This window comes from Tumebacillus lipolyticus, from assembly GCF_042682745.1.
In the GTDB taxonomy this organism is placed as follows: domain Bacteria; phylum Bacillota; class Bacilli; order Tumebacillales; family Tumebacillaceae; genus Tumebacillus_A; species Tumebacillus_A lipolyticus.
Map to the genome: position 1 here is coordinate 777677 of NZ_JBHUIO010000002.1, position 25721 is coordinate 803397.

Here is a 25721-nt window from a genome sequence, read left to right on the forward strand (position 1 = left end):
CCACCATGATATAATGGGCAAAAAGAAATAGCGAGGTGTGACATCATGAATCAGCCGATCCATCTGACGCTCGTGCGCCACGGAGAAACCCTTTGGAACCGCGAGTTTCGCTTGCAGGGTTCCCAGGACATCCCGCTCTCTGACACTGGGCTGGCACAGGCGACAGCGATCGCCAAGCGCCTGTCCCGCGAGCAGTTCCAAGCCCTCTACTCCAGCCACCTGCAACGAGCGCACAAGACGGCAGAGACGATCGCAGAAGCGTCAGGCGTTCTCCACCGCGTGCACAAAGATTTGCACGAGCGCCATTTTGGCGAGATCGAAGGGCATACTCGCGACGAGATCCTTGAGCGCTATCCGGCGATCTGGGGCCGCGAAAAAACGTATGACGTCGCAGGTGTCGAGCCGTTCGACGCGCTGCGTGAACGCTCCCGGCAGGCGATCGAACAGATCGCCGACCAGCATCCTGGCGAACATGTGGTCATCGTCTCTCACGGCGGCACGATCAATGCGTTCTTGCATTCGATCTCAGACGGCAGGTGCGGCACCGGCATCAGCACGCTGGGCAACACGAGCGTCACCCGCGTGCTGCGCGACCAGGACGGCGTTTGGCAGATCATCGAAATCGGCTGTACCGCGCACCTCGGCGGCTGAAGGTGACGCATGATCTTTTCACTTCATCGAGCAAAGCAAAGGGAGCGCCATCGCGGCACTCCCTTTTTATGATTACCCTTCGAAGGAAAAACGCAGCACCGGATTGCGCGCAGCGGTCGTCTCGTCCAGACGATTGACCTTCGTGTGGTACGGTGCGTTTTTGATCAGGTCCGCATTCTCTTCCGCCTCTTTGGCGATCTGAATCATCGTGTCGCAGAAAGAGTCGAGCGTCTGCAGGTTTTCCGTTTCGGTCGGCTCGATCATGATCGCTTCCTCTACGTTCAGCGGGAAGTAGATCGTCGGCGGATGCACGCCAAAGTCGAGCAGTCGCTTCGCCAGATCGAGCGTTTTGACGCCATGCTCTTTTTTCAGCTTGCGACCGGACAGAACAAACTCATGCTTGCAGATGCGGTCATACGGCAGCTCGAAATGAGGTTGCAGACGGCGCATCATGTAGTTGGCGTTGAGCACCGCATCTTCGGTGACGCGCTTCAGGCCGACCGGGCCCATCGTGCGAATGTACGAATATGCGCGCACGTTGATGCCAAAGTTGCCCCAGAAGCCTTTTACCTTGCCGATCGACTGCGGGCGGTTCCAGTTCAGCACGAAGCTGCCATCTTCCGCCTGTTCGACGCGCGGTTTCGGCAGGAAGGGGATCAGTTCCTTCTTCACGCCGACCGGGCCGGAGCCTGGGCCACCGCCGCCGTGCGGAGTCGTGAACGTCTTGTGCAGGTTCAAGTGCACGACGTCAAAGCCCATGTCGCCCGGGCGAGCATAGCCGAGGATCGCGTTCGCGTTCGCTCCATCGTAGTAGAGCAAGCCGCCCGCTTCGTGAACGATCTCCGCGATCTCGATGATCTGATCTTCAAACAGTCCGAGCGTGGACGGGTTGGTCAGCATCAGCGCTGCCGTGTCTTCGCTCACCACTTGGCGCAGCGCTTCAAGGTCAACCCCGCCCTGTTCGTTCGACTTGACGGTGACCGTCCGATAGCCGGCGACTGTCGCCGAAGCCGGGTTGGTGCCGTGCGCAGAGTCGGGAACGATGACGGTCGTGCGCTTTTCGCCGCGCGCTTCATGGTAGGCGCGGATCATCATCAGACCGGTCCACTCGCCGTGCGCACCAGCTGCCGGCTGCAGGGATACTTCATCCATGCCGGTGATCTCTGCCAGCTCCGTCTGCAGTTTGAACATCAGTTCAAGCGCACCTTGCACCTGCTCTTGCGGTTGCAGCGGATGGATCGAGGCGAAGCCGGGGATCGCAGCCGCTTTTTCGTTGCGCTTCGGGTTGTATTTCATCGTGCAGGAGCCGAGCGGATAGAATCCGTCGTCCACACCGTGGTTGCGCTTCGAGAGCTCGGTGAAGTGGCGCACGAGGTCCAGTTCAGCCACCTCGGGCAGCTGAGCAGGAGTTTGACGGATATAGCCTGCCGGAATCAGGTTTTCGATCGGCTCTTCCGGCACATCGAGCTCTGGAAGGCTGTAGGAGATGCGGCCTGGCTCGCTCAATTCAAAAATGAGTGCTTTATCTTTCTCTTGACGCATTACAGGATCGCCTCCAGTCTTTCAGCCAACAGGTCAATGTCTTCTTTCGTGCGCAGCTCGGTGACTGCGATCAGCATGGCACCTTCGTATTCCGGATAGGTCGTTCCGAGATCGTAACCGCCGATGATCTTGGCTTCGAGCAACTTTTTGTTGACTTCCGCCACATCGCCTTCGATCTGGATGGCAAACTCGTTGAAAAACGGCGTGTTGTCAAACAGCGCTTTCACCTTCGGAATTGAGGTCAGGCGTTTGAACGCGTAGTGCGCTTTTTGCAGGTTGAGCTTCGCCACTTCTTGGAAGCCCTGCTTGCCCATATAGGAAGCGTAGACCGTTGCGGCCAGCGCGTTCAACGCTTGGTTGGAGCAGATGTTGGAAGACGCTTTTTCGCGACGGATGTGCTGTTCGCGCGCCTGGAGGGTCAGCACGAACGCCCGGCGTCCGTCGATGTCTGTCGTCTGCCCGACAACGCGCCCCGGGATGCGGCGCACTTGATCTTTTTTGACTGCCAGCATGCCGAGGTACGGACCGCCATAGGAGATGCGATTGCCCATCGATTGGCCTTCGCCGACGACGATATCCGCATCGAACGTGCCCGGCGCTTCCAGCACGCCCATCGCGATCGGGTTGACCGAGACGACGAAGAGCGCTTTTTTGCTGTGTGCCAGCTCGCCGATCTTCTTCAGATCTTCGATGCCGCCGAAGAAGTTCGGATATTGAACGAAAACGCCTGCGACGCTATCGTCGAGCTTCGCTTCGAGATCGTTCAGGTCGATCAGGCCGTTCGCGCTGCCGACTTCGACCACTTCGATGTCTTGGCCGTAGGAATATGTTTTCAACACTTCGCGATATTCTGGATTGACAGAGCGCGCGACGAGCACTTTGCTTCTGCGCGTTGCCGCACAGGAGATGAACGCCGCTTCACCAAATGCGGTCGGAGCATCGTACATCGACGCGTTCGACACGTCCATGCCGGTCAGCTCGCAAACGATCGTCTGATATTCGAAGATCGCCTGCAGCGTGCCTTGGGAGATCTCCGGTTGGTACGGCGTATAGGCGGTGAAGAACTCGGAGCGACCGATGATCGCTTCGACGACCGCCGGAATGTGATGCTGGTAGGCACCTGCGCCGAGGAAGTTGATATGCTCGTCCAAATTTTTATTCTTAGCAGCTAGTTCATTGAAATAGCGATATAGTTCGACCTCAGACAGTTCTTTAGGAATGTTGAGCTCGCGGTTTAGGCGTGCTTTTTCCGGGATGTCGGAGAAGAGGTCTTCCACCTTCTCGACGCCCAAAAAGTCGAGCATTTTTTTGCGATCAGCTTCCGTGCTTGGAATGTAACTGAACTTGTTCACTCAGGTTGGCCCCCCTTATTACTTCTGACGCTTGTAGAACGGCGTTTTGATGAGTACCCCTTTGACTGGCTTGTTGCGGATGATCACATCGATCTCTTGACCGATCGTCGCGAACTTCGCATCGATCAGCGCAAGGCCGATGTTTTTCTTCACGGTCGGTCCCATCGTGCCCGTGGTGACCTCGCCGATCGTCTCGCCGTTCACCTGCACTTCATAGTGTGTGCGGGGGATTCCGCGCTCCAGCATCTCAAAGCCGACCAGCTTGCGGGAAAGGCCCGCTTCTTTCTGTTTCGCCAGCGCTTCACGACCGATAAAATCGCCCTTGTCGAGCTTGACGAAGAAGCCAAGCCCTGCTTCGAGCGGGGTGATCGTCTCCGAGAGCTCTTGACCGTACAGCGGCAGGCGCGCTTCAAATCGCAGGGTGTCGCGCGCGCCGAGGCCGATCGGCAACACGCCGTCCTCTTTGCCTGTCGCAAGGATCGAATCCCACAGCTTCGCCACATCGCTGGCATCGCAATACAGCTCAAAACCGTCTTCGCCCGTGTACCCGGTGCGCGACACGAGACACTTCACCGAAGCGATCTCCACGCTGTCCAAGAACCAGAAGAATTTGATCTGCGACAGATCGGTCGATGTCATCTTCTGCAGCACCTGTTCAGCCAGCGGGCCTTGGAGTGCGAGCTGTGCGACAGCTGCGGAGATGTTCTCGATGCGAACGTCGCCAAAGGAGTTTTGCTTGAGCCATTCGTAGTCTTTCTCAGTGTTTGCAGCGTTGACGACGATCAGATAGTTGTCGTCCCCTTTTTTGTAGACGATCAGGTCGTCGACGCAGCCGCCGTGCTCGTAGCAGATCGGGGAGTAGACCGCCTGGCCGTCCGCCAGCTTCGAAGCGTCGTTGGTGATCCACTTTTGAATGTTCGCCAGCGCATCAGCCCCGGTCACCGCCAGTTCGCCCATGTGGGAGACGTCGAACAGGCCAGCGCGAGTGCGCACCGCTTCATGCTCTTCTAAGATGCCGGAAAACTGGACAGGGAGCGCCCAGCCACCAAAATCGATGATCTTACCGTTATAGTTCGGATAGACCTCGAACAACGGAGTTTTTTTCAAATGCTCCACCAAAATACCTCCTTGGGAACGGATGATCAAACAAAAAAGGAGACACGAATGCCCGTTGGCCCGGTCTCCTCTGTCCACTTAACCTGAGAGTTTTACACCTTGGGTGGCCGTCGACACGGCTCTCTCCAGAGTTGCGTCCCGCGACGGTACATTTGCCTGAGAGATTCGCAGCCACCTGTGGGTTCAGGTGTTGCTTGCTCCTTCGGCGTCACATCCTGTTCGTCTTAAAAAACGAACATTGTGCACTCTCCCGCCAGCGATCATTCGCTTTATGAGTTTGGTTACGCATCCATCATATCACAATCTCGCCAGTTTGGAACCGTCCCTCGAAAAATTTTCCCCGTTTCGGGTCATACTATCCGTACACGCGATGACGGGGGTGGCATGGGTTGAAAAAAGCTCGCTTCATGCCGGAGCTTGAGTGGCAGGAAAGTCTGGTAGAGACGCTCTTTGCACGAGAGCAGCGAGGAGAATGGGACTCGTGGGAACTGTTTCGCTTGGCGCTGGAAGCGGAGCGAACGCGGGTGGTGCCCACATTCGATCAGTTGCTCTCGATCGAACAACTGCCGGAGATCACCCCGTTTCCCCACCAGATTGAGACGGCAAAAAAGGTGTTGAACGAACTGCACGGCCGCGCGATTCTCGCCGACGAGGTCGGACTTGGCAAGACGATCGAAGCCGGGCTGATCTTAAAGGAATATCTGATCCGCGGGCTGGTCAAGAAGGTGCTGATCCTGGTGCCCTCTTCCTTGGTGCTCCAGTGGGTGCGCGAGCTCTCGGTCAAATTTAAAATTCAGGCGTGGGCGCAAAAAAACGCGTACAGCTGGACCGATTACGAGATTGTGGTCAGCTCGATCGACACGGCGAAGCGCGACCCGCACCGCGAGATCGTGCTCGCACAAGAATGGGATCTGGTGATCGTCGATGAAGCGCACAAGCTAAAAAATCGAAAGTCGAAAAACTGGGAGCTGATCAACAGCCTGCGGAAAAAATATCTGCTCTTGCTTACCGCAACGCCCGTTCAAAATGAGATGAAAGAGCTGTACAATCTGATCACCCTGCTCAAACCGGGTCAGCTCGGCTCGACGACCGACTATTCGAGCATGTTTATGGAGAATCGCCGCCTGCCCAAAAATCGCACCGAGCTGAAGCGAGCGCTCTCCGAAGTGATGATCCGCAACAAGCGATCTGAGGGCAGCGTGCAGTTCACCAATCGGATTGTCGAGCCGATCCTGTTGGAGCTCTCTGCCGATGAGCGAACCTTGTACGACAGCGTGAGCGAGTTTATCAAAGAACAGTATGAGGCGATCGAGCAGACCGGCAAAGGCAACGTGTTGCAGCTGATCACGCTGCAGAGGCAGATCTGCTCCTCCCCCTATGCGGCGCTGGTGTCGTTAAAGTCGATGAAAGAACATCCGAAAACGCCTGCAGGGATCAGGGAGCGAGCCGAGCAGCTGTACGCGCTGGCCGAGCAGATTCCCGCCTACACCAAAGTGAACAAATGCCTGGAGCTGATTCAGCAGATCGAGGAAAAGGTGATCATCTTCACCGAGTATCGCGCCACCCAAGATTTTATTTTGTACATGCTTCAGCAGCATGGTGTCAAGGCGGTCATGTTTCGCGGCGGCTTCAAGAAGAGCAAAAAAGATTGGATGACCGAGCTGTTTAAAAATCGTTTTCAGGTGCTGGTCGCCACCGAGGCGGGCGGCGAAGGGATCAACCTGCAATTTTGTCATCATGTGATCAACTTTGACCTGCCGTGGAATCCGATGCGGGTCGAGCAGCGGATCGGTCGCGTTCATCGCTTGGGGCAGACGAAAGATGTCAAAGTGTACAACCTGTCGACAAAAGGGACGATCGAAGAGCACATCGTCAACCTGCTGCACGAAAAGATCAACATGTTCGAGCTGGTGATCGGTGAATTGGATCTGATCTTAGGCAATCTGAAAGTCGGTCGACAGTTCGACCATGACATGATGGACCTTTTTGTGAAAGGCGCTTCTCAAGATGAGATGAAAGCGAAGTATGATGAGTTGGGCGAAAAGCTAAAAGATGCTTCGCTCAACGCCTAGAAGCGGACAGGAGGTAGCCTGCGAATGGAAAACAAGCGGGAGATTCAAGATTTTTGCAGGCGATTCTTTGCGGCGGTAGACGCGCCCACCCTGATCGATCAAACCGATTTTCTCCAGGTTGAGCTGCCGCGGGAGATCGACAAGCAGCTGACCGACCGGCCCTATTACTGGATGTATGTCGAAGCGACCGGACAGCAGGTGCCCAACACGGTGCTCTCCCTCTCCTTCGATCGGTCTGTCGCGGTCGAGGGAATCGAGAAGATCGAATATGTGACGCTCGGAAGCTTTCGGCTGAACAAGATGATCGAAACGGCGCAAAAGCGAGGTCGGGTGACGCGCGCCTATCAACAGGTGAGCGCGAAGCGGCTCTCCCCCTATCTGCTGACGACGTTTAAGATCTCCTTTCTCGCCGATCGGCGGCGAGATGAGATGGTCTCCTATGGCGTTCATCTCGGCCATGGGTCGGTCGAAGCCGATTTTTACCCGCGCATCGAGAGTTTGACCTTCGGGGAACAACCCTGCTCAGCCGCGCAGGTGGAACGTTCGGCGCTTTCGCTCGCAGAGGGCTACCAGCTGTTAAAAGCGAACATCACCTCGGAGATTGCCGCACTCGATCACTCCTGGGCGGAGGATGCGGACGCCCATCTCGCCGAGGAGCTCGAACAGCTGGAAACCTACTATCACTCCCTCGGGCTCATCCATGCGGACGAACGCGCCACCGATGAGGAGCGATCCCAAAAGGCAACTCTGTACGCGGCTGAGCGAGATCTGCGCATCTCCGAATTGAAGTGGAGGTGCGCCCCGCGCATTCAGATCGAACCGTTTCATTTTGCAGTGCTCTACGTGGCGGAGGAAGCGCTGCGGATGACGAGCAGCGGAAAGCGGCTGTCGATATAGACCGTTGCGCCCGCTTTGGCAAACGGATCTCGAACTGCTAGGTAGCGATCGTCGCCTTGGCTGATCACAGCCATCACTTGCAGACTGACATACAGCTTGTTAGGGATCGGATCGAAGACCAGAAAAGCAGGATTGGCAAACGAATCAGCTCTGGAGAACTCTCGCAAGGTGAAAACGTCTGCCCCGCGCACCAGATCGAGCTTGTGTTGACCGTAACGCCCCACTGCGTACAGCGCATCCAACTCAGGATCAGAAGGGCTGGCCACCTTGCGCTCTACCGCCCCGTCCCCCACGTTCCCGTTCGTCCCGTTCGTCCCGTTCGTCCCGTTCGTCCCGGTCGTCCCGGTCAGTTTCGGCACCAGCTCTTCGAGCTTCCCTCCCGCATGCGTCTCGCCGGTGAAAAGGTTGTAGAGCTGTGCTGTGGAATCGGCAGCGCGAAACGAGACGAGATGCAGCGTCGGGCCCGCATACAGGTACTGTTCACCCGCGAGCTTTCCGCGCAGTTTTTCCGGCAGTTCAGGCACCGCTCCTCGACTCCACTCGTACAAAGTCACCCCGTCTGGCGAAGTGACCACATATCCGCTCGCTCGATCATCAAGCTGAACGCTCCAGAGGATGGCGACCGCCGTGCCGCTCCGGTTCTCCAGCTGACGAACTCGCGTGGCAGAGGCGCCTGCCCATTCGTGAAAATCGCCGAGCTTCGCCAGCCGCTGCAACAGCGGTGTGATATCTGGAGCGGAACGCACATCGTCCGAGATACTGCCAACCTGTGGTAGCAGTTGCATCCGTTCGATCGAAGACCCATCAAAGTTAGCTTGCAAGGCGACCGCGTGTGCGGTGACAGAGCTGCTGCAGAGCAGGATCGCCAAGCTGGCAAAACGCATCATCCGTCGCATTCGACATCGCTCCTAACGGTATCATTTTCATCCTGTCGGTTTGTCACTAGCGTATCGTGTCAGGATTGCGATGTCTGTTAGAACCTGTCGGACAGCTCCACATATTTTCCAGCAAAAAACGACCCAGCAAGCAAAAAAACGACCCTCCAATTGGAGAGTCGTTTTCTGTGCGAATCGGTCCTACTTCGGTTCGAGACCCATAGTTTCGACCGCTTTACGAACCGGATCGAAGTTTTTGTCATCAGACGGAACGAGGTTGTCGAAGGAGTAGATCTCTTTCCCGATCTTTTTGCCTTCATCCGTTTTCATGATCTTCATGAATGCATCAGCAACTTTTTTGTTGAACTCATCGGAGAAGCCGTTGCGGATAGAAACGGTGTCGTTCGGGATCTTATCAGAGTATGCGAACGGAACGAGCTTTTCTTTTACATCCGGAACTTCTTTGAGGATCGTGTCACGAGCATCTTCGAAGACGGTCGCTACGTCCACATCGCCGCGGAGCAATGCCATCATCGCTTTGTCATGGCCGCCTGCCAGCGTCGGTTTAACATCCGTTTCCGGGTTGAGTTTCAAATCTTTCATCATAACAGCCGGGTAGATATAGCCTGCTGCGGAAGATGCATCGACAAATGCAACTTTTTTGCCTTTGATATCTTCAAGCTTGTTGATATCTTTGTTGTCTGCACGCTTCACGAACATCGCGCGGTAGTAGTCAGCGCCGTTACGTTCAGTTTGAAGCAGAACTTTAACCGCTTTTTTCTTGTCATGTGCGAATACATAGTTGATCGGGTTGAGGAAACCAACGTCAACTTTCTTCGCAGCCATACCTTCAACAAGGCCGTTGAAGTTGGTGGTGACTTGAACTTCTACCGGAATCCCCAGCTCTTTGGAGAGCAGGTCGCCAAGCGGTTTTGCTTTTGCGGACAGGTTTTCCGCGTTTTGCGACGGGATGAAACCTACGGTCAGCTTCTCCGGATCTTTTTCGGGCGTATTCGCGTCGCCGCCCTTTTTGTCATCGCTGCCACAACCTACGAGAGTCGCTGCCAAAGCGAGAGTCATACCAACTGCAAAAGTCTTTTTGAACATTCGTTTTTCCCCCAAATGTGTTAAATGGATACATTAATTGGGCAATTGCCATGATCAGTATAGCACATTTGCCCGAGAAAGAAATATCGGTTTTTTGTAGAATATGTTAGCATTCGCTACAAAACGTCAACAAAAGATTCATTAGACTAGCAATCTCTGCTATTTTCTCCTGTTCGCTCGCTCCTGCACCTGCGCAAGCAGTTCTTCCACCTCTTGATTGGCTTCGCGCAACCGCTCCAACTGCTTCATTTTCAGCTGGTCGAGCTCTGCCGTCAGCAAGCGCAATCGCTTGAGGTCACGGTTGATGCGCGCCGCATGAATGCTCTTTTTCAGCCGATCCCCTTGCTCTTGCAACAAATTCGCTTCGCTTCGCTTGCGATCAAATGTTGCGAACTGCTGCTCCAATCCGGCGGTCAGCTTTCGATCATTCGCCTTGCGGAGCAGTTGACGCAGTTCATAGCTCTGATCGTTGATCTGATGCTTCAGAATCCGGATCGTTTGCTCCTTTTGCTTGATCATGCGGAGCTGCCCGCGATATTCGGTCAGTTCGGCTGTCACTTTCTGTGCCGCATCGGTCGTATCCAAGCTGTTTGTGGCCGCTGCGGAAGATGGGAGCAACGCGGTCAGCAAAAACAAAGTCAGCGCTGTTTTTCGCATCCGCTTCAACATCGGTGCCGATCACCTCAAAGCTAGTATTCGCATTCCTCCAACCTCCTATAAGGTTCTTCAAATAAAAAGAAGAGGGGCGCATTCTCCCCTCTTCTTTGGAAAACAGACTCATGTATCTAAAAATTCGACTTGGCTAAGCCTTGCATCTTTGCCGGTCAAGCGGCCGATGCGCGTCATCTGCGCGATGCGAGAGATCATCGCATCGACCGTCTTCGTAGAATCGTAAAATGTCTTGTAGACGGCTGGTGGCTCATAATTGGAGGTAAACAAAGTGGGGAGCTTGTTGGAAAAGCGGTAGTTGATGATCCGGAACATCTTGTCGAGCGTAAACTCATTCGCGCGCTCTTGCGCAAACTCGTCGATGGCGAGCACCGGAACTGTGCAATACTTTTCGATCACCGTCTCCATATCCTGGCCTGTCGCCGCCATCGTCCGCAACTTGTCAAAAATCGTATCTGCGCGAACGAAGATGTTCGGAATCTGCCGCTCGTCCAGCTTGTTGCAGATCGCGAGCATCAGGTGCGTCTTGCCAACCCCAGGCGACCCGAAAATGTAGAGTCCCTTGACCGGAGCCGCCTGATCGATCAGATGGCGACGGTGGTCAAATCCGCCCGCAAACTCCATCGCCGCCGCATACAGCTCCGGATGCTTGCGCGCCTGTTCGGGAGGGAAGTTGTCAAAACGGTACTCTTTGTCGGCCAGCGTCTTTTCCGAAAATTGACTCAGGCTGGTGACCTGCTTCATCTCCACATGTTTCAAATAGGGGTTGCAGGGGCCGATGCGAACGGTCAGCTGGTCGTTGTATAGGTCAAGGTAGTCATACAGCCCTTGCGCATCCCCAAACTTTCCGCACTTGTCATACCCTTGACAGCTGCCGCAGATGCGCTCCTGTTTGATCAGATCGAGCAACAGGATCGCACCCCGCTTGATCGTCTCGTCGTTCACGCCGAGCGATCGCAACTGCGGCAGACGCTCGCGAAAATAGTCTGGTGAATAGTCATACTGCCCCTTCAAACGCGCTACAGAGCCCAGTGCCGAGCCGATGTGCTCCATGCATACCCTCCTTTCTTTCCTTCACTCCGCATATCTGTACTAGCGTACCATGAGCGACCGCTCAACCTCAAGAAGCGAAATCTGCTAAGCTCAGGAGTAACCGACCACTTCCGCTTTGCGAACTCCCTGCAACGCCACCAAGCGCTCCAGCAGATCATCTACCGAAGCGGAGAGGTTCTCGACGCCCACCGTCATCGTCAGGTGAGCCGCTTGGCTCATCGGAATCCCCTGGTTGATCGTGATGATGTTCCCCCCGTGCTGCGCGATGTTGTTGAGCACTGCGGAGAGCACCCCCTGCCGATGCTCAAGGATCAGCGACAGGGTGATCAGCCCACCTTGCCCCTCTTCTTCATAGAGAAAGACAAGATCTCGATATTTATAGTAAGCGGATCGCGACAAGCCCACTTGAAGCACAGCATCGTGTACCGTTTGAGCATCACCGCGCGCCAGCATATCCTTCACCTGTACCGTCTTGATCATCGCTTCTGGCATGATATCTTCGCCGACCAGAAAAAAGCGGCGCCGTTTCAAACTCAACTTCGATCCCTCCCCGCCCTGATCATTACTAATCTCTATTGTATAGAATGCGAGGACTATTTAATAGCCGTCCTCGACAAAAAAGGCCCTCTGACAACGCAGAGGGCTTCAAGTGATGATCAGTGTGTCATCTGTTGTGCATGATAGTCGCGCCGCGTCTGCACGGACGGCGGCACTTGAGGTGCGATCGTCACCGAGCGCTCGACGTAGATCTGGTGCCACATCATGAAGACGAGGATCGTCCAGACTTTGCGCGCGTTGTCACGAACTCCGTTTTTGTGATCTTCGAGCAGTTGCATCACATACTGCTTGTTGATCAGATGATCGATCGGGCTGGCATCGATCAGCTCGCGCGCCCATTGGTAGTGCTCTTTTTTCAACCAGTGGCGAGTCGGCACCGGGAAGCCGAGCTTCGGACGCTCCGCCACTTCCCGCGGCAAGATGTTGCGCACCGCTTCACGCAGCACATATTTGGTCGTGCCGTTCATCGTGCGGTAGTGCGCCGGAATCTTCGCCGCAAATTCGAACACCTCTTTGTCGAGGAAAGGCACGCGCAACTCCAGCGAGTTGGCCATCGTCATCTTGTCCGCCTTCATCAAGATATCGCCAGGCAACCACGTGTGGAAATCGACATACTGCATCTTGGTCACATCATCATAAGCTGCGGCGCGATCATAGTGCGGCTTGGTGATGTCAAGATAGCGACGCAAGCCCAGCTGCTCCGGATTCAGGCGAACAAATTCCTCTTTCATCTGTTCACCGAAGATGAAGGCGTTGCCGACGAAGCGCTCTTGCAACGTTTTGCCGCCGCGCATGAAGAAGGAGCGTCCGCGCATGCCTTCTGGGAACTTCTCAGCGAGCGCCCCAAGGCTGCGGCGCATCGACATCGGCAAGTAGTCGAACATCTTCAGGGACAGCGGTTCGCGATAGATCGTATACCCGCCAAACACTTCGTCCGCCCCTTCGCCGGAGAGGACGACTGTGATGTAATGGCTGGCCAGCTCGGCGACAAAGTAGAGTGCGATCGCGGAAGGGTCAGCGATCGGTTCGTCTTGCTGGAACATCAAGCGCGGCAACACATCTAAATACTCTTGCGCGGTGATGATCGTGTCCCGATGCTCGGTGCCGAGGATGCGAGCAGTCTCGCGGGCGTATCCGATCTCCGACTGTCCTCCCGCCCCTTCAAAACCGACGGTGAACGTCTTGACCTGCTCCAGCTCTTTCAGCAGAGCGACGATCGTCGAAGAGTCGACCCCGGAGGAGAGAAACGCACCGCGCGGCACCTCGGAGTTCATGTGCATTTTTACAGAGTTGCGCAAAATATCCTGGGTGCCTTCAATATAGTAAGACAATGGCTTGTCTTCCGGCTCAAACGCAAGATCCCAGTAGCGTTCGATCTTCCATTTGCCGCCTTTGATCAGCATGTAGTGTGCAGCTGGGAGCTTATAGATGCCGCTAAACATGGTCAGCGGATCTGGCGCATACTGAAAGGTCAGATAGTTCCAAAACGACTCCGGATTGACCTCGCGCTTCACGCCTGGCACTTCCAAAAGCGACTTGATCTCCGACCCCCAGACGATGCTCTCATCCGTCTCCGTGTAATAGCAGGGCTTGATCCCGAAATGGTCGCGGGCGATCAACACCGTGTCGTTTTTCGTATCGCAGATCGCGAAGGAGAACATTCCGCGCAGTTCTTTGACGCAGTCCACACCTTTTTCTTCATAAAGATGGACGATCACCTCGGTGTCAGCTTCTGTCTGAAACTGATGCCCGCGATCCAACAGCCATTTTCGCAACTCCTGATAGTTGTAGATCTCACCGTTGAAGGAGATCCACACCGTGCCGTCCTCATTGGACATCGGCTGATGGCCGCCTTCCACGTCGATGATCGACAAGCGGCGGAATCCAAGTCCGACCGGCCCGAGATATTGCATGCCCGAATCGTCCGGCCCGCGGTGGACGATCTGATCGGCCATTCGCTCCAGCACGGAGCGGTCTGCCCCATATCCTGTTTTATTGTACATTCCGACGATGCCACACATGTATGTAAAACCTCGCTTTCCGTTTCGAAGACGATGTCAATTCACAGCAGAACTATTCAAGTGTAGACTCTTTCATTCTGCTCGTCAATGTGAAGAAATAGACAGATTCTGCTTGATTTCAGCGATGATCGACTCTACGGAGCGATCAGTTGTAGCAACCGTCAGATTCGCAAAATCGTACAAACCTGCTCGCTTGCGCATCAACTCGGTCACTCGCTCCTTCAGATCGCTTTCGCTTTGCAAGAGCGGTCGGCTGCGATCCTGTTCGACGCGGCGGACGATCTCCTCGGGCGATGCACTCAGCGCGACCACATAGCCGGACTGCTGCATCAACTGCCGATTCGCCTGCTTTAGCACCACTCCGCCACCCGTTGTGATCACCGACTTGGGGAGACGGGAAAGCTCTGACAACACCGCCGCTTCCACCTGCCGGAAATAGGCTTCCCCCTTCGACGCAAACAGTTGGGAGATCTCCATTCCTTCCCGCTTCACAATCTCTTGATCGCTATCGTAGAACGCATACTTGAGCTCATTCGCCAAGGCGAGACCGACCGTCGTCTTGCCCGTCCCCATAAAGCCGATCAAAAAGAGTCGCTCTTGCATATGATTCGCCTCCTGCCTTCTTTTTTTGGACTCATCATAATATGACGCAGACGATCATACAACCGTCACAACAATTCGAGTAAAATGTTACGCGTTTTGTAAGAATACGGGGAGAAAAACGAATTGATTTCGGTTGACATATGATACAATGAAAGTGAAATAACTCACAAGGAGACGATGCATCATGTGGGCAGATTTTCTGTATTGGATGACCACCGCCACAGTCTGGGATTGGGTCTGGCATATCGTAGCGGTTGTCTTGGCGCTGTACTTCAGCGTACCAGGTTTGTGGTGGCCATATGTGGAGAAATATATGAAGAAGAAAAAAGAGCGTGAAGCTGCTCTGATGGCTGAACAGCAGAAGCAAGCGGAGCTTGTGAAAGGCAAATGATGCGTGTGGCAGTTCTGCCACCCTGTTGCTCAAGTACAAGTATGATGATGTTGAACTCATTCATTTCTAGAACACGATTGTCTACATGTACCGCTAGCAGCAACGCAAGCTCTTTTGATGTCTGTTCTTCAGTACGTCCTTATTGACACCTCTTTATCCTTTCGAACGAGTTAGCTCGCAGGGCCCAGTCCTGCACGATGCCTTTCAAATCGGTCGCTACCCCGTTTGCACGGAGAGATCTCTTTGTGCATGCCGGCTTCTATTGAGCGGTCTTGCGAAGAGCGACTGGCAGCTCGAACGCTCGTCGCTAGCAGACTCGCCGTCCTGTGATGAAAACGAATCGTGGTTTATATCGGTGTGCAGTGCATTACCTTCTTCACGGGATGCGCTTCACGCCGTTTTTTTTGCCAAACGGTCCTTCTGACTTCCTTCTGACTACAATCACTGCACTTTTATCTGCCTTCATGTTTGCAGACATAGATCCCGTTCAGACGAATGGGGTCTTGCTTATGTTCATCTCTTTATTCGGAAGAGTATGGGCTGATCTCGCTTCGAACGGGCACGATCAGAATTGCAGGTACTAGATTTTCACATCAAGTACAGATAGCTCATTTTGCTCTCAGCGTAAACCAAGCTTTGAACCAAGCTAGTCTGCCAAGCATATGATACAACATACTAAGGTTGGGAGTGGATCAAATGGACGGACTTTATGGAGGCTTTACCCGTTGGGCTGTGGTGTTTCTAATCATTTTCGTTCTTTTCCTGTTGCTTGTGCCAGGCGTGGGAGTCGATGGCGGGTATTAGGTCGTGCCTCCGATACGCTCGCCTAGATTCATGAGAAGGCGATGAGGATTTTCATCAATACCTCCATGAAACGGTAACCGATCGCGGTTGCCGTTCTTTTTTATTCGCTGCTCGATAAGATTTCAATTCAACGTGCTCTCCGTTGTTTCTTTGGAACGATCAAAAAGGCAGAGCCAATTGCTCTGCCTTGCAGTTCCCTGCCTATTCGATCGTCTTTCCGCTCGTTCGATTCTGACAAACATCAGAACCTCCACGCGCGTCCCTGTTCAACTCAGACTTTAGTATACGCCGCCATCAGCACCTGGCATGATCAGGAGAAACAGCACAAAGATGATCAGAAAGACAACGGCCCACCGGGTGAAACCACCAAATTGTCCGTACACGTCAGTTCCCTCCTTTTTCGTTTCTTCAACAAGTTATGCGATTGCATTTCTAGTTGGAAAGGCTAATGTGCGAACCAACCTCGATTCCCAGTAAAAAGGGCACTCGCGATGGATGAGACTCGGAGCTTAACAGGTATGTTCACCCACGCTTCGTTCGATCGGTGCGGACGCAAAACGGCCCGTCATTCGGCGCAACTGAGCGTCATGACGAGCCTTTCTGAGCAGCAAAAGATCATTCGGACGAACGCCAAACGATCGTTTTGCGCTCGATGATCTTTCCGATCTTCCCGACCGCTTCGATGTTCACCACACCGTTTTGCTCAAATACGCGCATGCTGTAGGTGCCAGACCCGAGTTCAACATCGAACCGATCACCCCGCCAGTTCGGGTCTGCTGACAGTTGAAACTGCGCTTCGATGACCGCAGCTTCCGCTAGGTAAAAAGCTTGGTCGGAACGATACAGCTTGGTGGTAAGCTGGAAGTCCTGAGAGGTGAGCGTGAGTTGTACACCGAGGAGAAGCAAGGTCAAGAGGAGCACGGAGAGGGAAAGCATAAGCTTCACAGCGCGCTTCGCCTCCCCCACCAGGTCTGCCGAACATCATCCAGCGTGATCGACAGAATTCTCCCACCCTGTTCCAGATCAAATCGGCAGATGGTGATCGCAGTTGCGAGGACGGTCGACCCTCCCCCCACTTCTTCGCGAAGCAGATTGCCGGCTGACGACAGTTGATAGCGGATCGTACGCCCTTCGCCGTCATGAAGAGCCAGACCGTTCGACAGCTGCAAAAAATCCCCACCGCTCCGAACGTCTGCACCGATTCGATGCAAGGCGATCGTCGTCTGTTGACGCGTCTCCATTCGCTCTGCCATCTGCTGCCACTGTGCGGTGAGCGCGATCAGCCAAGCGGCGATCAAGGGGAGGAGCATGCCTGCTACAGACAGAGCGATCACAAGTTCTAACAATGTAGTGCCTCGTTGATCAAAGATGTAGCGTCGCCCACGTTTGCGCATGCGTGCGACCTCCTTCCAACCAAGAGTAGGTGAGCACAACGCGGTAGATCTGTCCCTCCCGCTCGACGAGCAAGCGCTCTTCGACGCTTACCCCCTGTATCTCCAACTCGTTCGTCCGCTCGACAGTTGCGATGCTTTGAGCTTCCCCGATCCGCTCCATCTGCGAAACGGCGATGCGGGACACGAGAAAATGAAGTTCGGACTGCCGCTCTTGGCGGATGCTCGCATGCCAAAGCGCAGTTGCGAGCATGATGGTGAGCGATACGATCGTCACGGCGCAAAGAGCTTCCAACAGCACAAATCCTCGCTCCGACCTGCTCATCACCTCATCCCTCCAAAGACCGCATGACCGGAGATCGGAAATATTTTCACTTCCGCCTGCTGCCCGAGCTGGTTGATCAAGCGAATGTTCCCGCTTCCGACCGCTCGCTGCCGACCGTAGCGCAACGTTTCCACCGTGGATTCGATGTACCCGAGACGATAGGCGATCCGCTCCGACATCCGTTTTTGCCAGCGAAACACACCAGACTCCCATCTGCTGTAACGGGGTGAAAAGCGATTGAATCTCAACTCTTGCTCGCCATGTTCGACCCACGCCGAAACTTGCGCACTGCGGATGTCAGACACGATCTCCCTGCTGCTCCCCTCCAACTCATAGTGCTGGTACACCCTGCCGAGCACAGGAAGCACAGCGGCCAACATCACGCTGAGAATCGAGATGACGATCATCAGTTCCAACAAGGTGTGTCCTCGCTGTCCCCATCTGGCAGTCATCGTCCGAGCGCTCCGTGCTCCGAGCAGGTCAGCTCAACCGTTTTGCCGTCTGCTGCCAACTCGATCTGATAGGCTCCCCCGCTTGGACAGGATGGCTTCGACTGCAAATAACCTCGATCGACCATCGCCATGAATCGCTCCTCAGCTGATGAACCTGTCGGATACCCATTTTCGATCAGCATATAGTTTTCCAGTTGGGCGCGCACCAAGCGCTGATTGCCCTCACAGGTGACCTTCTGCGCTTTCTCGCCCGTGCCGCGCAGGTTGGGCAAGGCGATGGCGATCAAGACGGAGATGACAAACACGACCACCGCGAGCTCGATCAGGGTGAACCCTTGTTGTCCGCGCCACAGCTTCCACAGCTTGTTCATCGACAGCCCATCCTCTCACGATTCAATTTTGTATGAAATTGTCTTAGATCGCTCTGATCAGGTCGAGCATCGGCCAGAGCATCAACAGGGTCACCAGCCCGACCATGCCTCCCGCGATCAGGAGCAAGATCGGCTCCAAACATTTGCTCACCAGCGCCATCATCGCTTTGCGCTGATCGGATAAGTCTCGCTCCAGCGAAAGCAGCGCGCGACCAAGATCTCCTGTGACCTCAGCCACCCCGACCGCATGCGCGAGCGCCGAGTCGAACCGTTCGCACAGAACTGCCTCTCCAAGTGAGCTCCCGCTTGATACCCGCTCGCGAATCCGCAAGCAAGCACCGCGATTCTCCACGTGCAGAGGCAACCGTTCCTGTATCTGCAACGCCTGCAAAAGCGACACCCCGCCGTCGAGCAGCAGCCCGAGCGTCGCGACCCACTCGTGCGTACGCTCCACGAGCAGCAGACGGCGCAGAAAAGGCACTCTCCGCAGCAGCCGCACACCGGAAAAAGTGCCCACGTCCTTCCATCTCTTCTTCCACATGAACAGGCTGGCAACGATCAGCGCGCTCGCCAGCACCAGTTGGGGAAACGATGCGCTCAGGCTGAACAACACCTGTGCCATCCCCTCTACTTGAAGCCCCAATCCTGCATACAGATCGGCAAATCGCGGAACGACCACCGTGAACAGAAACAGGGACAAAAAGGTCAGCACAACCCCGACCAACAGCGGGTACAGCATCGCCTGCCTGCGCTCTCGTCGCCAGCTGACTTGCATCGTGCAATAGTCGGACGACCGAAACAGGCTTCCGGCAAGATCGCCAGCATGTTCGCCAATTTCGACCAGCGCTTGCATCATCAGCGGCGCTCGCTTGCTCTTCAGCAAGCTGGACAGCGAATGTCCGGCCTGCAAACTCGCTTGCAGGTCGGGAATCCAGACTCGCTCCTTCGAACCGCCTCGCTCAACCAGCGCGGAGAGCGCTTCGAGCAGAGGAATTCCGCCTTCCAAAAGCAACGCCAGCCTTCTGGCGAAAGCGCCCCAATCGGCAACCTGCAGCCGTCTGCTCATATCATTCCCCGCTCGCAGATGATCCGATCGACCGTCTGCTCATCGACCGCTCCGCGCTCCAACCAATCGCTCAACACATCGGGAAGCAATCGGATCGACTCTTTTCTTGCCTGCCTGCTCAACTCCCGCACATCTGCCTTTTGATAAAGCGCCTGTCGAATCCCATCTGTCATCGGAACGCATTCGAACACAGCTCGCTTCCCTTCGCTCGTCTCTACGAGGCGCTGCCCGACAACGCCTCTCAGCCCCGTCGCCAACACTTGCGGCGGCACGCCGAGATCGATCAGGCGCAACAGCGCTCCGACGGCGCTTTCGCTGTGCAGGGATGTCAGCACCAGATGACCGGTCAAAGCGGCGCGCGCCGCCACCCCTGCCGACTCTTCATCGCGAATCTCGCCGATCATCAGCACATCCGGGTCTTGGCGCAGCACGGAGCGAAGCGCAAGATCGAACGAGAGACCTGTCTTCGGCTGAATCTCCACCTGATTGATGCCCGGCAATTTCACCTCGACAGGATTTTCTAATGTCGAGAGGTTCAAGCCCGCCTCTCTCCGCTGGAGCATCGCCGCATACAGGGTGGTCGTCTTGCCCGATCCGGTCGGCCCGGTGACCAACACCATCCCATGTCGCGCTTCGATCCACGAGTTGAACAGCCTTCTCTGCCCCGGGTCGAAGCCGAGCTCGTCCAGCGCATGGCGCGCCCTGTTTTGCAGCAACCGCAGCGCAACCTTCTCCCCGTGGACGGTTGGAAGCGAAGAGACGCGAACATCGAACACCTCCCCCTCCGGCAGTTGCACTTGGAAGCTGCCGTCCTGAGGAAGTCTCCGCTCTGCGATGTCCATCCGCGCTCGTAGCTTCAGCTTGGAAACCGTTTGTTTCAACGTCACATCCGGAGCGTCCCACATCTCCAGCCTCCCGTTCATCCGCACCCGCACTCGACAGCCTTCATCATGCCACGGCTCGATATGAACATCGCTCGCTCCTTCTCGATATGCTTGTGCAAGCATCAGGTCGAGCACGTCTGCCGTGACACCTTCATCGTGACTCATGTTGCAGAACTCCTTTCCAGCATGTTGACGGATGCGCATCCTGTCACCTGTTGTACCACTAACCGCCGGCGTGAATAAAGAGTTTTTTCTAATACAATTTAACTGAAATAAAATCAAACAAGCTTTGACATCTCTCGATTTCTCCCATCATCGATTCGATATCGTTATTTTTATCAATCAGCAGGATTTCGATTGGCAGTACAGAATTTTGATCGAGTGTTTTCAAAACATTTCCTCCAAGACACCTTCCAGCTCGCCGCTCAAAAGCCTGCCAGATTTTCTTCTCCTCGATCACCCTTCCCTGCGCTGCCCGATCTGTTCGCAATAGCTCAACTCCCGCTTCCCCGACGTGTCACATCGTTCAGTTCACATAAAAAAGCAAAGGAAGCGCTACGCTCCCTTTGCCTGTCCTTCGATCCCCACTCAGCGATACACCATCTCCACCGTTCCTCTGCCTTGTCCGACCTGCACATGTGCCAGCGCGCCATTTACCAAGATCATCTGCGGCGGCAGATGGCCGACATCAACATCGTAGATCACCGGCAGCTGCAGTTCGTCAAGCGCTCGGTGCAACGCATCCTGATAGCGGAAATCTGCCACGTCAAGATTACCCCTCGCCCGACCGATCAGAAAGCCCTTCGCTCCCTGAAACCATCCAGCCTCCCGCATCTGCCACAGGCTGCGGTAGATCTCTGCCGCATTGATCTCCGAGCTCTCCAAATACCAGATCACGCCTTCTCCCGCGCAGTGTTCATCGACAAACTTCTGCACGGGAGCATAGGAGGTCCCAACCAGCGAGCGCAAGATCTCCAGACATCCGCCTAGCAGGCGACCTGAAAAACGGACTAGCGCCGCCCGGTTCTGTTCCTGCCCCAGCCATTTCCATTCGGTCTGTTCGTTCAGTCGGAACGGGTCGTCAGGATTCTTGCGTGAAAAGTGAGTCTGGTAGCGCTCAGAAGAATGCTGCACAACGCTTTCACCAGCCGCCGTGCCCAACACATCGACCCACCTTCGGGTCAACAGATCCCAAGGCGTTGTCCCCAGATCGAAAAAATTATTGCCGTGAGCAGACGCCCGCCCGGTCAGCAGCGTATAGACAAAACAGAAGGTGGTCAGATCGGAGTAGCCGAGCACCCACTTCGCCTCTTCTTTCCGCAATCGCTCCCAGTCGAGCAGCGGCAGAATTTCAAAGAGAAACTCCCCTCCCCAGACCGGAACGATCGCCTGCACAGACCGATCCTGCAACAGCTGTTGCATCTCTTTTGCCCGCATTTCTTTCGGCGCAGAAGTCAGCTGCACGTTGCTCCACACACTGTCGCTGATGCTCACTTCATATCCGGCCGCCTCCACATTGCGCTTCGCCTGATCCATATATGCTTTCCAGTCGATCGTCACCCCAGAGGACGGCGCATTCACGACGATGCGTCCTCCTTTCTGCAACGGTTCCGGATATTCAATTTTCCTCATCGCACAAACTCCCTTTCGCTTGTGATAAAATAGTTGAAATATTGTTGTAACATTTCTGTTTCATCTGATGACTAATAAAATACAGATCATTTTCACTATTGGCAAGAAAGAGGAGGGAGTCATTCTGTTCAAACTACTAAAAGGGCTGTTGCTTGCAGCCGGCACCATACTTGGCATCCTGCTCATCGCCAATCTAGGCAAGGGGCTTGAAGTGGTAGAGCCCGACCAATTTTACTTGAAACTGATGCCGATGCGCACCATTCAAGAAGTGGTAGAGCGCTATCCGGAGATCAAGGTTCTCGATGAGAAGCTAAATGCTGTTCAGATCCCATCCGGTCAGGGCGAAGAGTATCAAGAAATATTTAATCGAGACTGCGCAAAATATTACCCAGCCTGCCTGATCGACGGAGCGCTGACCGTACCCAAAACGCCATCATTCAATTTTTCGGCATATGGTCATGCGATCCTCGAACAGCTGAAAGGATACGCCCAAGGAGATCTCGGTGGCATCTTTTACGATAGTGGGCGGGCTGGCGTCCGCGAGGTCCCGATCGTCGATTCGCTTGGGAAGATGATCACCCGTTCGCTCTCCTATCTGATTCCAGGCACGCTGCTCGGCATTTTGGCAGGGTATCTGCTCGCGCTGTGCGCCGTGTGGTTGCCCAAGGTGGGACGAGGAATCGACTGGTTACATAGCTTTATGCTCGGCCTGCCTGACTTTTTCGTCATCGTGATGATTCAGTTGCTCGCCATTCAACTGGCGAAGCAAAGCGGGCACAAAGTGATCACCATCATGCAGTTCGGAAGCGATGTTCCGCTCTTGATCCCGATCATCGCGATCTCGCTGATGCCCGCACTGATGATTTACGGCACGGTGAGGCTCGCGGTGAAGCGCGAATGGGAGGAAGGCTATATCAAAACCGCCTATTCCAAAGGGCTATCCCGCACGCGAGTCTTCATCCGTCACATCCTGCGCAACACGTCTGAAGATCTGCTGACGATCTTGCCGCGCACGATCACAGCAGGAATCACCGCGCTCGTCGTCGCGGAAGTGATGACCGGAACATTTGGGCTCGGCGGCTATACGAGCAACAGCAAGATCAGTCAGGTCACTTCGTTGCCTGTCACCTGTGCGATTTTGGCCGGTTTCGCCCTCGCAGCAAACGCAGGCATCGCCATGCTGCGCAAACTGATCACAGTCAACACGAAGGAGGGCGCTTGATGAACACGTTGCGTCGAACTGCCAAGCGAGACCGATTCCTCTTTCAGCTTTCCTGCGCTTTGTTGCTCCTGCTGGCCATCGTCTGCTTGTTCGGCTCCTACCTGATGCCGCAAGAGCTGACGCCTGATAACAAGATCACGTTTCGCACCCAAGAGGTGAACGGCGTGATGAAAAGCGTGCCGCCACCGTTTGCACCAAGCGGTGAGAACTGGCTCGGGACCGATCATCGCGGCTATGACATGCTGAGCTTGTTGTTAAACGGCGCTAAGTATACGCTCCTGTTTTCGCTCGGCATCACCCTCACCCGCTTTCTGCTCGCAGTTCCACTCGGGCTGTTCGCAGGCGCGACTGGGAAAGGCCGCAGTTTCATCTCGACCTTGCAGCTGGTCACTTCGGCAGTTCCTGCTATCCTATTCGTCTATCCAACGATGTACGAATTGATCCAAACGTTTGGAATCAATCGCGGTCTAGCGGGCGATGACCCGCGAGTCGCCCTCTTTACCTCGATCCTGTTTACCCTGCTCGTGTTGATCGGCGTGTTTCCGCTCGCCCATCAGTTTGCGGAGCGCTCTCGATTTTTTAATGACAAGCTCTTTGTGGAAGCATCGCGCACGATGGGCGCGTCCACGCCGCGGATCGTGTTTCGCCATCTGTTGCCGCATCTGCGGCCTGAACTTCTGTTTGCCTTTTTGACCGAGCTGATGCAGGTGCTCTTCTTGATGGGGCAGCTGGCGATCCTCAACATCTTCATCGGTGGCGGTGAAAAGGTCGTTTTGTCGGACGGAAGCAAATTCTCGGCAGAAGTTTCACTCGTGGTGACCAACAGTGGAGAATGGGGTGGCATGATCGCCTATGGCACCAAATTTATCCGCGAGTTTCCCTGGCTGCTGGTCGAGGCTGCCGCTTTCCTCACCGCTGCGATCTTGATCTTGCTGTTCTTCAGCAACCAGTTGCAAAAGCGGATGGAAGTTCGGGCCAACTCGCCCCGCGCTCGGTCGAGCAAGAAAATGTGGATCTCAGCAGGAACTGCTGTCGTTGCTTGTATCGCCTTGATCCTGTTCTTGCCAGACAAGCAACAGGCGCTTCCCACCGGCGCACAGCCGGGCGCGGGCACAGAAAAGCTTCTGCCCGAAGTTGAGAAGGGAATCAAAGACCTCGCAAAGCAGTTCATGTCCTATGTGAAAGAGGATCGGTGGGATAACGCTCAAGCGTTCGTCATGAAAGAAGCGCTCCAACCCACCTCAACAGGCGGAGTGATCCCGACGGAAAGGCAGTTCTCGCTGATCCAAGAGAGCTGTACTCGCTGTCACAGCACTCAATTTGACAATGTCAAAAAGACCAAGCTGACCGCTGCCGAGATCGAACAGGTCCTCCGGGAAGGCAAGGGAAAAATGCCAGGAGGGCTGATCACCGATGAGGCGGAGATCAAAGCGATGGCGCTCTATCTCGAATCGCTCTTGAAGAAGAACAATGCGCCGAAGCCGTTCGATGATTGGTTCAAAGCATTCCAAACGTCCGGTTATGAGCTGATTGAGTTCGGTTTGCCAGAGCAGATTGAGCCGACTCGCTTTCAGATCGATGTTCACGTAAAAAGTGGCACGGGTCAGCCGGAGACTTGGAAACTGCTCATCTACGATTCGGAGGCTGGCAAGCGAGCTGGCGTCTACCGCGTGATGGGCATTGAAAACGGCCCGCTTCACCTTAAGGACTAAAACCAGCTTGGCTAAAAAGCAGTTTGGGTAGGAAGATACTCTAACTTACGTTACAATGAACAAATACTGTTCATTATCGGAAGATAGGGGGGACTTCTCACCAACATGGTTGATGCACTTCTTTTGTTGTTGACTGGCATCGTTGCAGGGGTGACAGGTTCGGTCGTCGGGCTCGGCGGCGGATTTATCGTCGTGCCTGCACTTTCCTTCCTGTATGTGATGCCGCCCGCGCACATCGTCGGCACCTCGATGGCCGTCCTGCTTTTCAACTCGATTTCGAGCACGATCACATATGCACGGCAAAAACGGATCGATTTTGCAGCAGGCCTTTCGTTTGCCGCAGCCAGCATTCCTGGCTCGATCATCGGAGCGTTTGTTGCAGACGGGCTGGCGAGCAAAACGTTTTTCGTCGGGTTTGGATGCTTTCTGATCCTGATCTCGCTCTTTTTGATCTTCAAGCCGAAAAAGCCTGTCCAACTGCCGCTCGAACCGACAGTTCGTCGGAAGTTTACCGACGCATCTGGCACCGAGTTCGAGTACGCGTATCACCGTCCATTAGGCGTGTGGATCTCGTTTGTGGTCGGATTTATCTCCAGCTTGCTCGGCGTCGGCGGCGGAAGCATCTTGGTACCGATGATGGCGATTCTGTTCGCCTTTCCACCGCATATCGCAACAGCGACCTCGATGTTTACCATCTTCCTGTCTGCGATCATCGGATCTGGCACTCATTGGTATCTTGATAATATCGACTGGTTGAAAGTGTTGTACTTAGCTCCCGGAGCGTTTCTCGGCGGTCTAATCGGAGCTAAGATTGCGCCAAAACTACCCGCGCAGACGATCTTGCGCGTGTTGTCGATCATGTTGATCATCGTGGCAATTCGGCTGATCACCAAGTAGCAAGCACAGCAACAGATGGGGCCAAACGATCATTTCTTGACCTGTTCCCCCATCTGTT

General features: G+C 54.8%; 26 protein-coding genes and 2 riboswitches. Of the genes, 7 read left to right on the forward strand and 19 right to left on the reverse strand.

Annotated features, from left to right (window positions below):
• Positions 1 to 45: 45 nt before the first annotated feature.
• Positions 46 to 651, forward strand: a complete 606-nt coding sequence (locus tag ACFSOY_RS02830; RefSeq protein ID WP_386044005.1) for a histidine phosphatase family protein — start codon at positions 46 to 48, stop codon at positions 649 to 651.
• 72 nt (positions 652 to 723) lie between these two features.
• Here the strand turns inward: ACFSOY_RS02830 and gcvPB are convergent, their stop codons facing one another.
• Genes gcvPB through gcvT form a run of 3 tightly spaced genes read right to left on the reverse strand, consistent with a single transcriptional unit; the run spans position 724 to position 4664 of the window.
• Positions 724 to 2193, reverse strand: coding sequence for an aminomethyl-transferring glycine dehydrogenase subunit GcvPB (gene gcvPB, locus ACFSOY_RS02835; RefSeq protein WP_386044006.1), 1470 nt, complete (start codon positions 2191 to 2193; stop codon positions 724 to 726).
• Complete coding sequence (gcvPA, locus tag ACFSOY_RS02840) at positions 2193 to 3545, reverse strand: aminomethyl-transferring glycine dehydrogenase subunit GcvPA (protein WP_386044007.1); 1353 nt, start codon at positions 3543 to 3545, stop codon at positions 2193 to 2195. The genes gcvPB and gcvPA overlap by 1 nt, the downstream gene beginning before the upstream one ends.
• Positions 3546 to 3563: 18 nt before the next feature.
• Positions 3564 to 4664, reverse strand: a complete 1101-nt coding sequence (gene gcvT / locus ACFSOY_RS02845) for a glycine cleavage system aminomethyltransferase GcvT (protein WP_386044008.1) — start codon at positions 4662 to 4664, stop codon at positions 3564 to 3566.
• A 65-nt stretch (positions 4665 to 4729) separates the two neighbouring features.
• A riboswitch (glycine riboswitch) is annotated at positions 4730 to 4792 on the reverse strand.
• Between the two features lie 3 nt (positions 4793 to 4795).
• A riboswitch (glycine riboswitch) is annotated at positions 4796 to 4925 on the reverse strand.
• A 125-nt stretch (positions 4926 to 5050) separates the two neighbouring features.
• Here gcvT and ACFSOY_RS02850 point away from each other — a divergent pair.
• A complete protein-coding gene (locus ACFSOY_RS02850; RefSeq protein WP_386044009.1) occupies positions 5051 to 6733 on the forward strand; it encodes a DEAD/DEAH box helicase in 1683 nt (560 codons plus the stop codon).
• A 24-nt stretch (positions 6734 to 6757) separates the two neighbouring features.
• Positions 6758 to 7630 carry a YqhG family protein gene (locus ACFSOY_RS02855; protein ID WP_386044010.1) on the forward strand — a complete coding sequence of 291 codons (873 nt, stop codon included), beginning with the start codon at positions 6758 to 6760 and terminating at the stop codon, positions 7628 to 7630.
• Here the strand turns inward: ACFSOY_RS02855 and ACFSOY_RS02860 are convergent.
• The 7 genes from ACFSOY_RS02860 to ACFSOY_RS02890 form a co-directional block, all read right to left on the reverse strand.
• Positions 7573 to 8526 (reverse strand): hypothetical protein, encoded by a 954-nt coding sequence (locus ACFSOY_RS02860; RefSeq protein ID WP_386044011.1) that lies wholly within the window; start codon positions 8524 to 8526, stop codon positions 7573 to 7575. The two genes, ACFSOY_RS02855 and ACFSOY_RS02860, sit on opposite strands and share 58 nt — an antisense overlap.
• Before the next feature lie 180 nt (positions 8527 to 8706).
• Complete coding sequence (locus tag ACFSOY_RS02865) at positions 8707 to 9612, reverse strand: phosphate/phosphite/phosphonate ABC transporter substrate-binding protein (RefSeq protein WP_386044012.1); 906 nt, start codon at positions 9610 to 9612, stop codon at positions 8707 to 8709.
• A gap of 159 nt (positions 9613 to 9771) precedes the next feature.
• The gene (locus ACFSOY_RS02870; RefSeq protein WP_386044013.1) at positions 9772 to 10281 is read right to left on the reverse strand and encodes a hypothetical protein; all 510 of its coding nucleotides are present in this window, start codon (positions 10279 to 10281) and stop codon (positions 9772 to 9774) included.
• A 108-nt stretch (positions 10282 to 10389) separates the two neighbouring features.
• Positions 10390 to 11334, reverse strand: coding sequence for an ATP-binding protein (locus ACFSOY_RS02875; RefSeq protein WP_386044014.1), 945 nt, complete (start codon positions 11332 to 11334; stop codon positions 10390 to 10392).
• 90 nt (positions 11335 to 11424) lie between these two features.
• Positions 11425 to 11871, reverse strand: coding sequence for an ACT domain-containing protein (locus ACFSOY_RS02880; RefSeq protein WP_386044015.1), 447 nt, complete (start codon positions 11869 to 11871; stop codon positions 11425 to 11427).
• 119 nt (positions 11872 to 11990) lie between these two features.
• Positions 11991 to 13913: an asparagine synthase (glutamine-hydrolyzing) gene (gene asnB, locus ACFSOY_RS02885; protein WP_386044016.1), complete on the reverse strand. Its 1923-nt coding sequence runs from the start codon at positions 13911 to 13913 to the stop codon at positions 11991 to 11993.
• Between the two features lie 84 nt (positions 13914 to 13997).
• The gene (locus tag ACFSOY_RS02890; protein WP_386044017.1) at positions 13998 to 14516 is read right to left on the reverse strand and encodes a shikimate kinase; all 519 of its coding nucleotides are present in this window, start codon (positions 14514 to 14516) and stop codon (positions 13998 to 14000) included.
• A gap of 184 nt (positions 14517 to 14700) precedes the next feature.
• Here ACFSOY_RS02890 and ACFSOY_RS02895 point away from each other — a divergent pair, with 184 nt between their 5' ends.
• Entirely contained in the window at positions 14701 to 14907 is a 207-nt protein-coding gene (locus tag ACFSOY_RS02895; RefSeq protein WP_386044018.1) for a hypothetical protein, read from the forward strand.
• A 1419-nt stretch (positions 14908 to 16326) separates the two neighbouring features.
• On the opposite strand, the gene ACFSOY_RS02900 is transcribed toward ACFSOY_RS02895, so the two are convergent.
• The 9 genes from ACFSOY_RS02900 to ACFSOY_RS02940 form a co-directional block, all read right to left on the reverse strand.
• Positions 16327 to 16656 carry a hypothetical protein gene (locus ACFSOY_RS02900; RefSeq protein ID WP_386044019.1) on the reverse strand — a complete coding sequence of 110 codons (330 nt, stop codon included), beginning with the start codon at positions 16654 to 16656 and terminating at the stop codon, positions 16327 to 16329.
• Entirely contained in the window at positions 16653 to 17105 is a 453-nt protein-coding gene (locus tag ACFSOY_RS02905; protein WP_386044020.1) for a PulJ/GspJ family protein, read from the reverse strand. Before ACFSOY_RS02905 ends, ACFSOY_RS02900 begins: the two co-directional genes overlap by 4 nt.
• Positions 17074 to 17427, reverse strand: a complete 354-nt coding sequence (locus tag ACFSOY_RS02910) for a type IV pilus modification PilV family protein (protein WP_386044021.1) — start codon at positions 17425 to 17427, stop codon at positions 17074 to 17076. The genes ACFSOY_RS02905 and ACFSOY_RS02910 overlap by 32 nt, the downstream gene beginning before the upstream one ends.
• A complete protein-coding gene (locus ACFSOY_RS02915) occupies positions 17427 to 17879 on the reverse strand; it encodes a pilus assembly FimT family protein (RefSeq protein ID WP_386044022.1) in 453 nt (150 codons plus the stop codon). The genes ACFSOY_RS02910 and ACFSOY_RS02915 overlap by 1 nt, the downstream gene beginning before the upstream one ends.
• Positions 17876 to 18250, reverse strand: coding sequence for a competence type IV pilus major pilin ComGC (locus ACFSOY_RS02920; RefSeq protein ID WP_386044023.1), 375 nt, complete (start codon positions 18248 to 18250; stop codon positions 17876 to 17878). Before ACFSOY_RS02920 ends, ACFSOY_RS02915 begins: the two co-directional genes overlap by 4 nt.
• A gap of 43 nt (positions 18251 to 18293) precedes the next feature.
• On the reverse strand, positions 18294 to 19316 hold the full coding sequence (locus ACFSOY_RS02925; RefSeq protein WP_386044024.1) for a type II secretion system F family protein: 1023 nt from the start codon (positions 19314 to 19316) through the stop codon (positions 18294 to 18296).
• A complete protein-coding gene (locus tag ACFSOY_RS02930; RefSeq protein ID WP_386044025.1) occupies positions 19313 to 20365 on the reverse strand; it encodes a GspE/PulE family protein in 1053 nt (350 codons plus the stop codon). The genes ACFSOY_RS02925 and ACFSOY_RS02930 overlap by 4 nt, the downstream gene beginning before the upstream one ends.
• A gap of 88 nt (positions 20366 to 20453) precedes the next feature.
• Positions 20454 to 20690: a hypothetical protein gene (locus ACFSOY_RS02935; protein ID WP_386044026.1), complete on the reverse strand. Its 237-nt coding sequence runs from the start codon at positions 20688 to 20690 to the stop codon at positions 20454 to 20456.
• Between the two features lie 98 nt (positions 20691 to 20788).
• Complete coding sequence (locus tag ACFSOY_RS02940) at positions 20789 to 21832, reverse strand: S66 family peptidase (protein ID WP_386044027.1); 1044 nt, start codon at positions 21830 to 21832, stop codon at positions 20789 to 20791.
• 67 nt (positions 21833 to 21899) lie between these two features.
• On the opposite strand from ACFSOY_RS02940, the gene ACFSOY_RS02945 reads away from it, so the two are divergent.
• From ACFSOY_RS02945 to ACFSOY_RS02955, 3 genes are all read left to right on the forward strand, one after another.
• Positions 21900 to 23054 carry an ABC transporter permease subunit gene (locus ACFSOY_RS02945; protein WP_386044028.1) on the forward strand — a complete coding sequence of 385 codons (1155 nt, stop codon included), beginning with the start codon at positions 21900 to 21902 and terminating at the stop codon, positions 23052 to 23054.
• Positions 23054 to 24766, forward strand: coding sequence for an ABC transporter permease subunit (locus ACFSOY_RS02950; protein ID WP_386044029.1), 1713 nt, complete (start codon positions 23054 to 23056; stop codon positions 24764 to 24766). Before ACFSOY_RS02945 ends, ACFSOY_RS02950 begins: the two co-directional genes overlap by 1 nt.
• A gap of 105 nt (positions 24767 to 24871) precedes the next feature.
• The gene (locus tag ACFSOY_RS02955) at positions 24872 to 25663 is read left to right on the forward strand and encodes a sulfite exporter TauE/SafE family protein (protein ID WP_386044030.1); all 792 of its coding nucleotides are present in this window, start codon (positions 24872 to 24874) and stop codon (positions 25661 to 25663) included.
• Positions 25664 to 25721 lie beyond the last annotated feature (58 nt).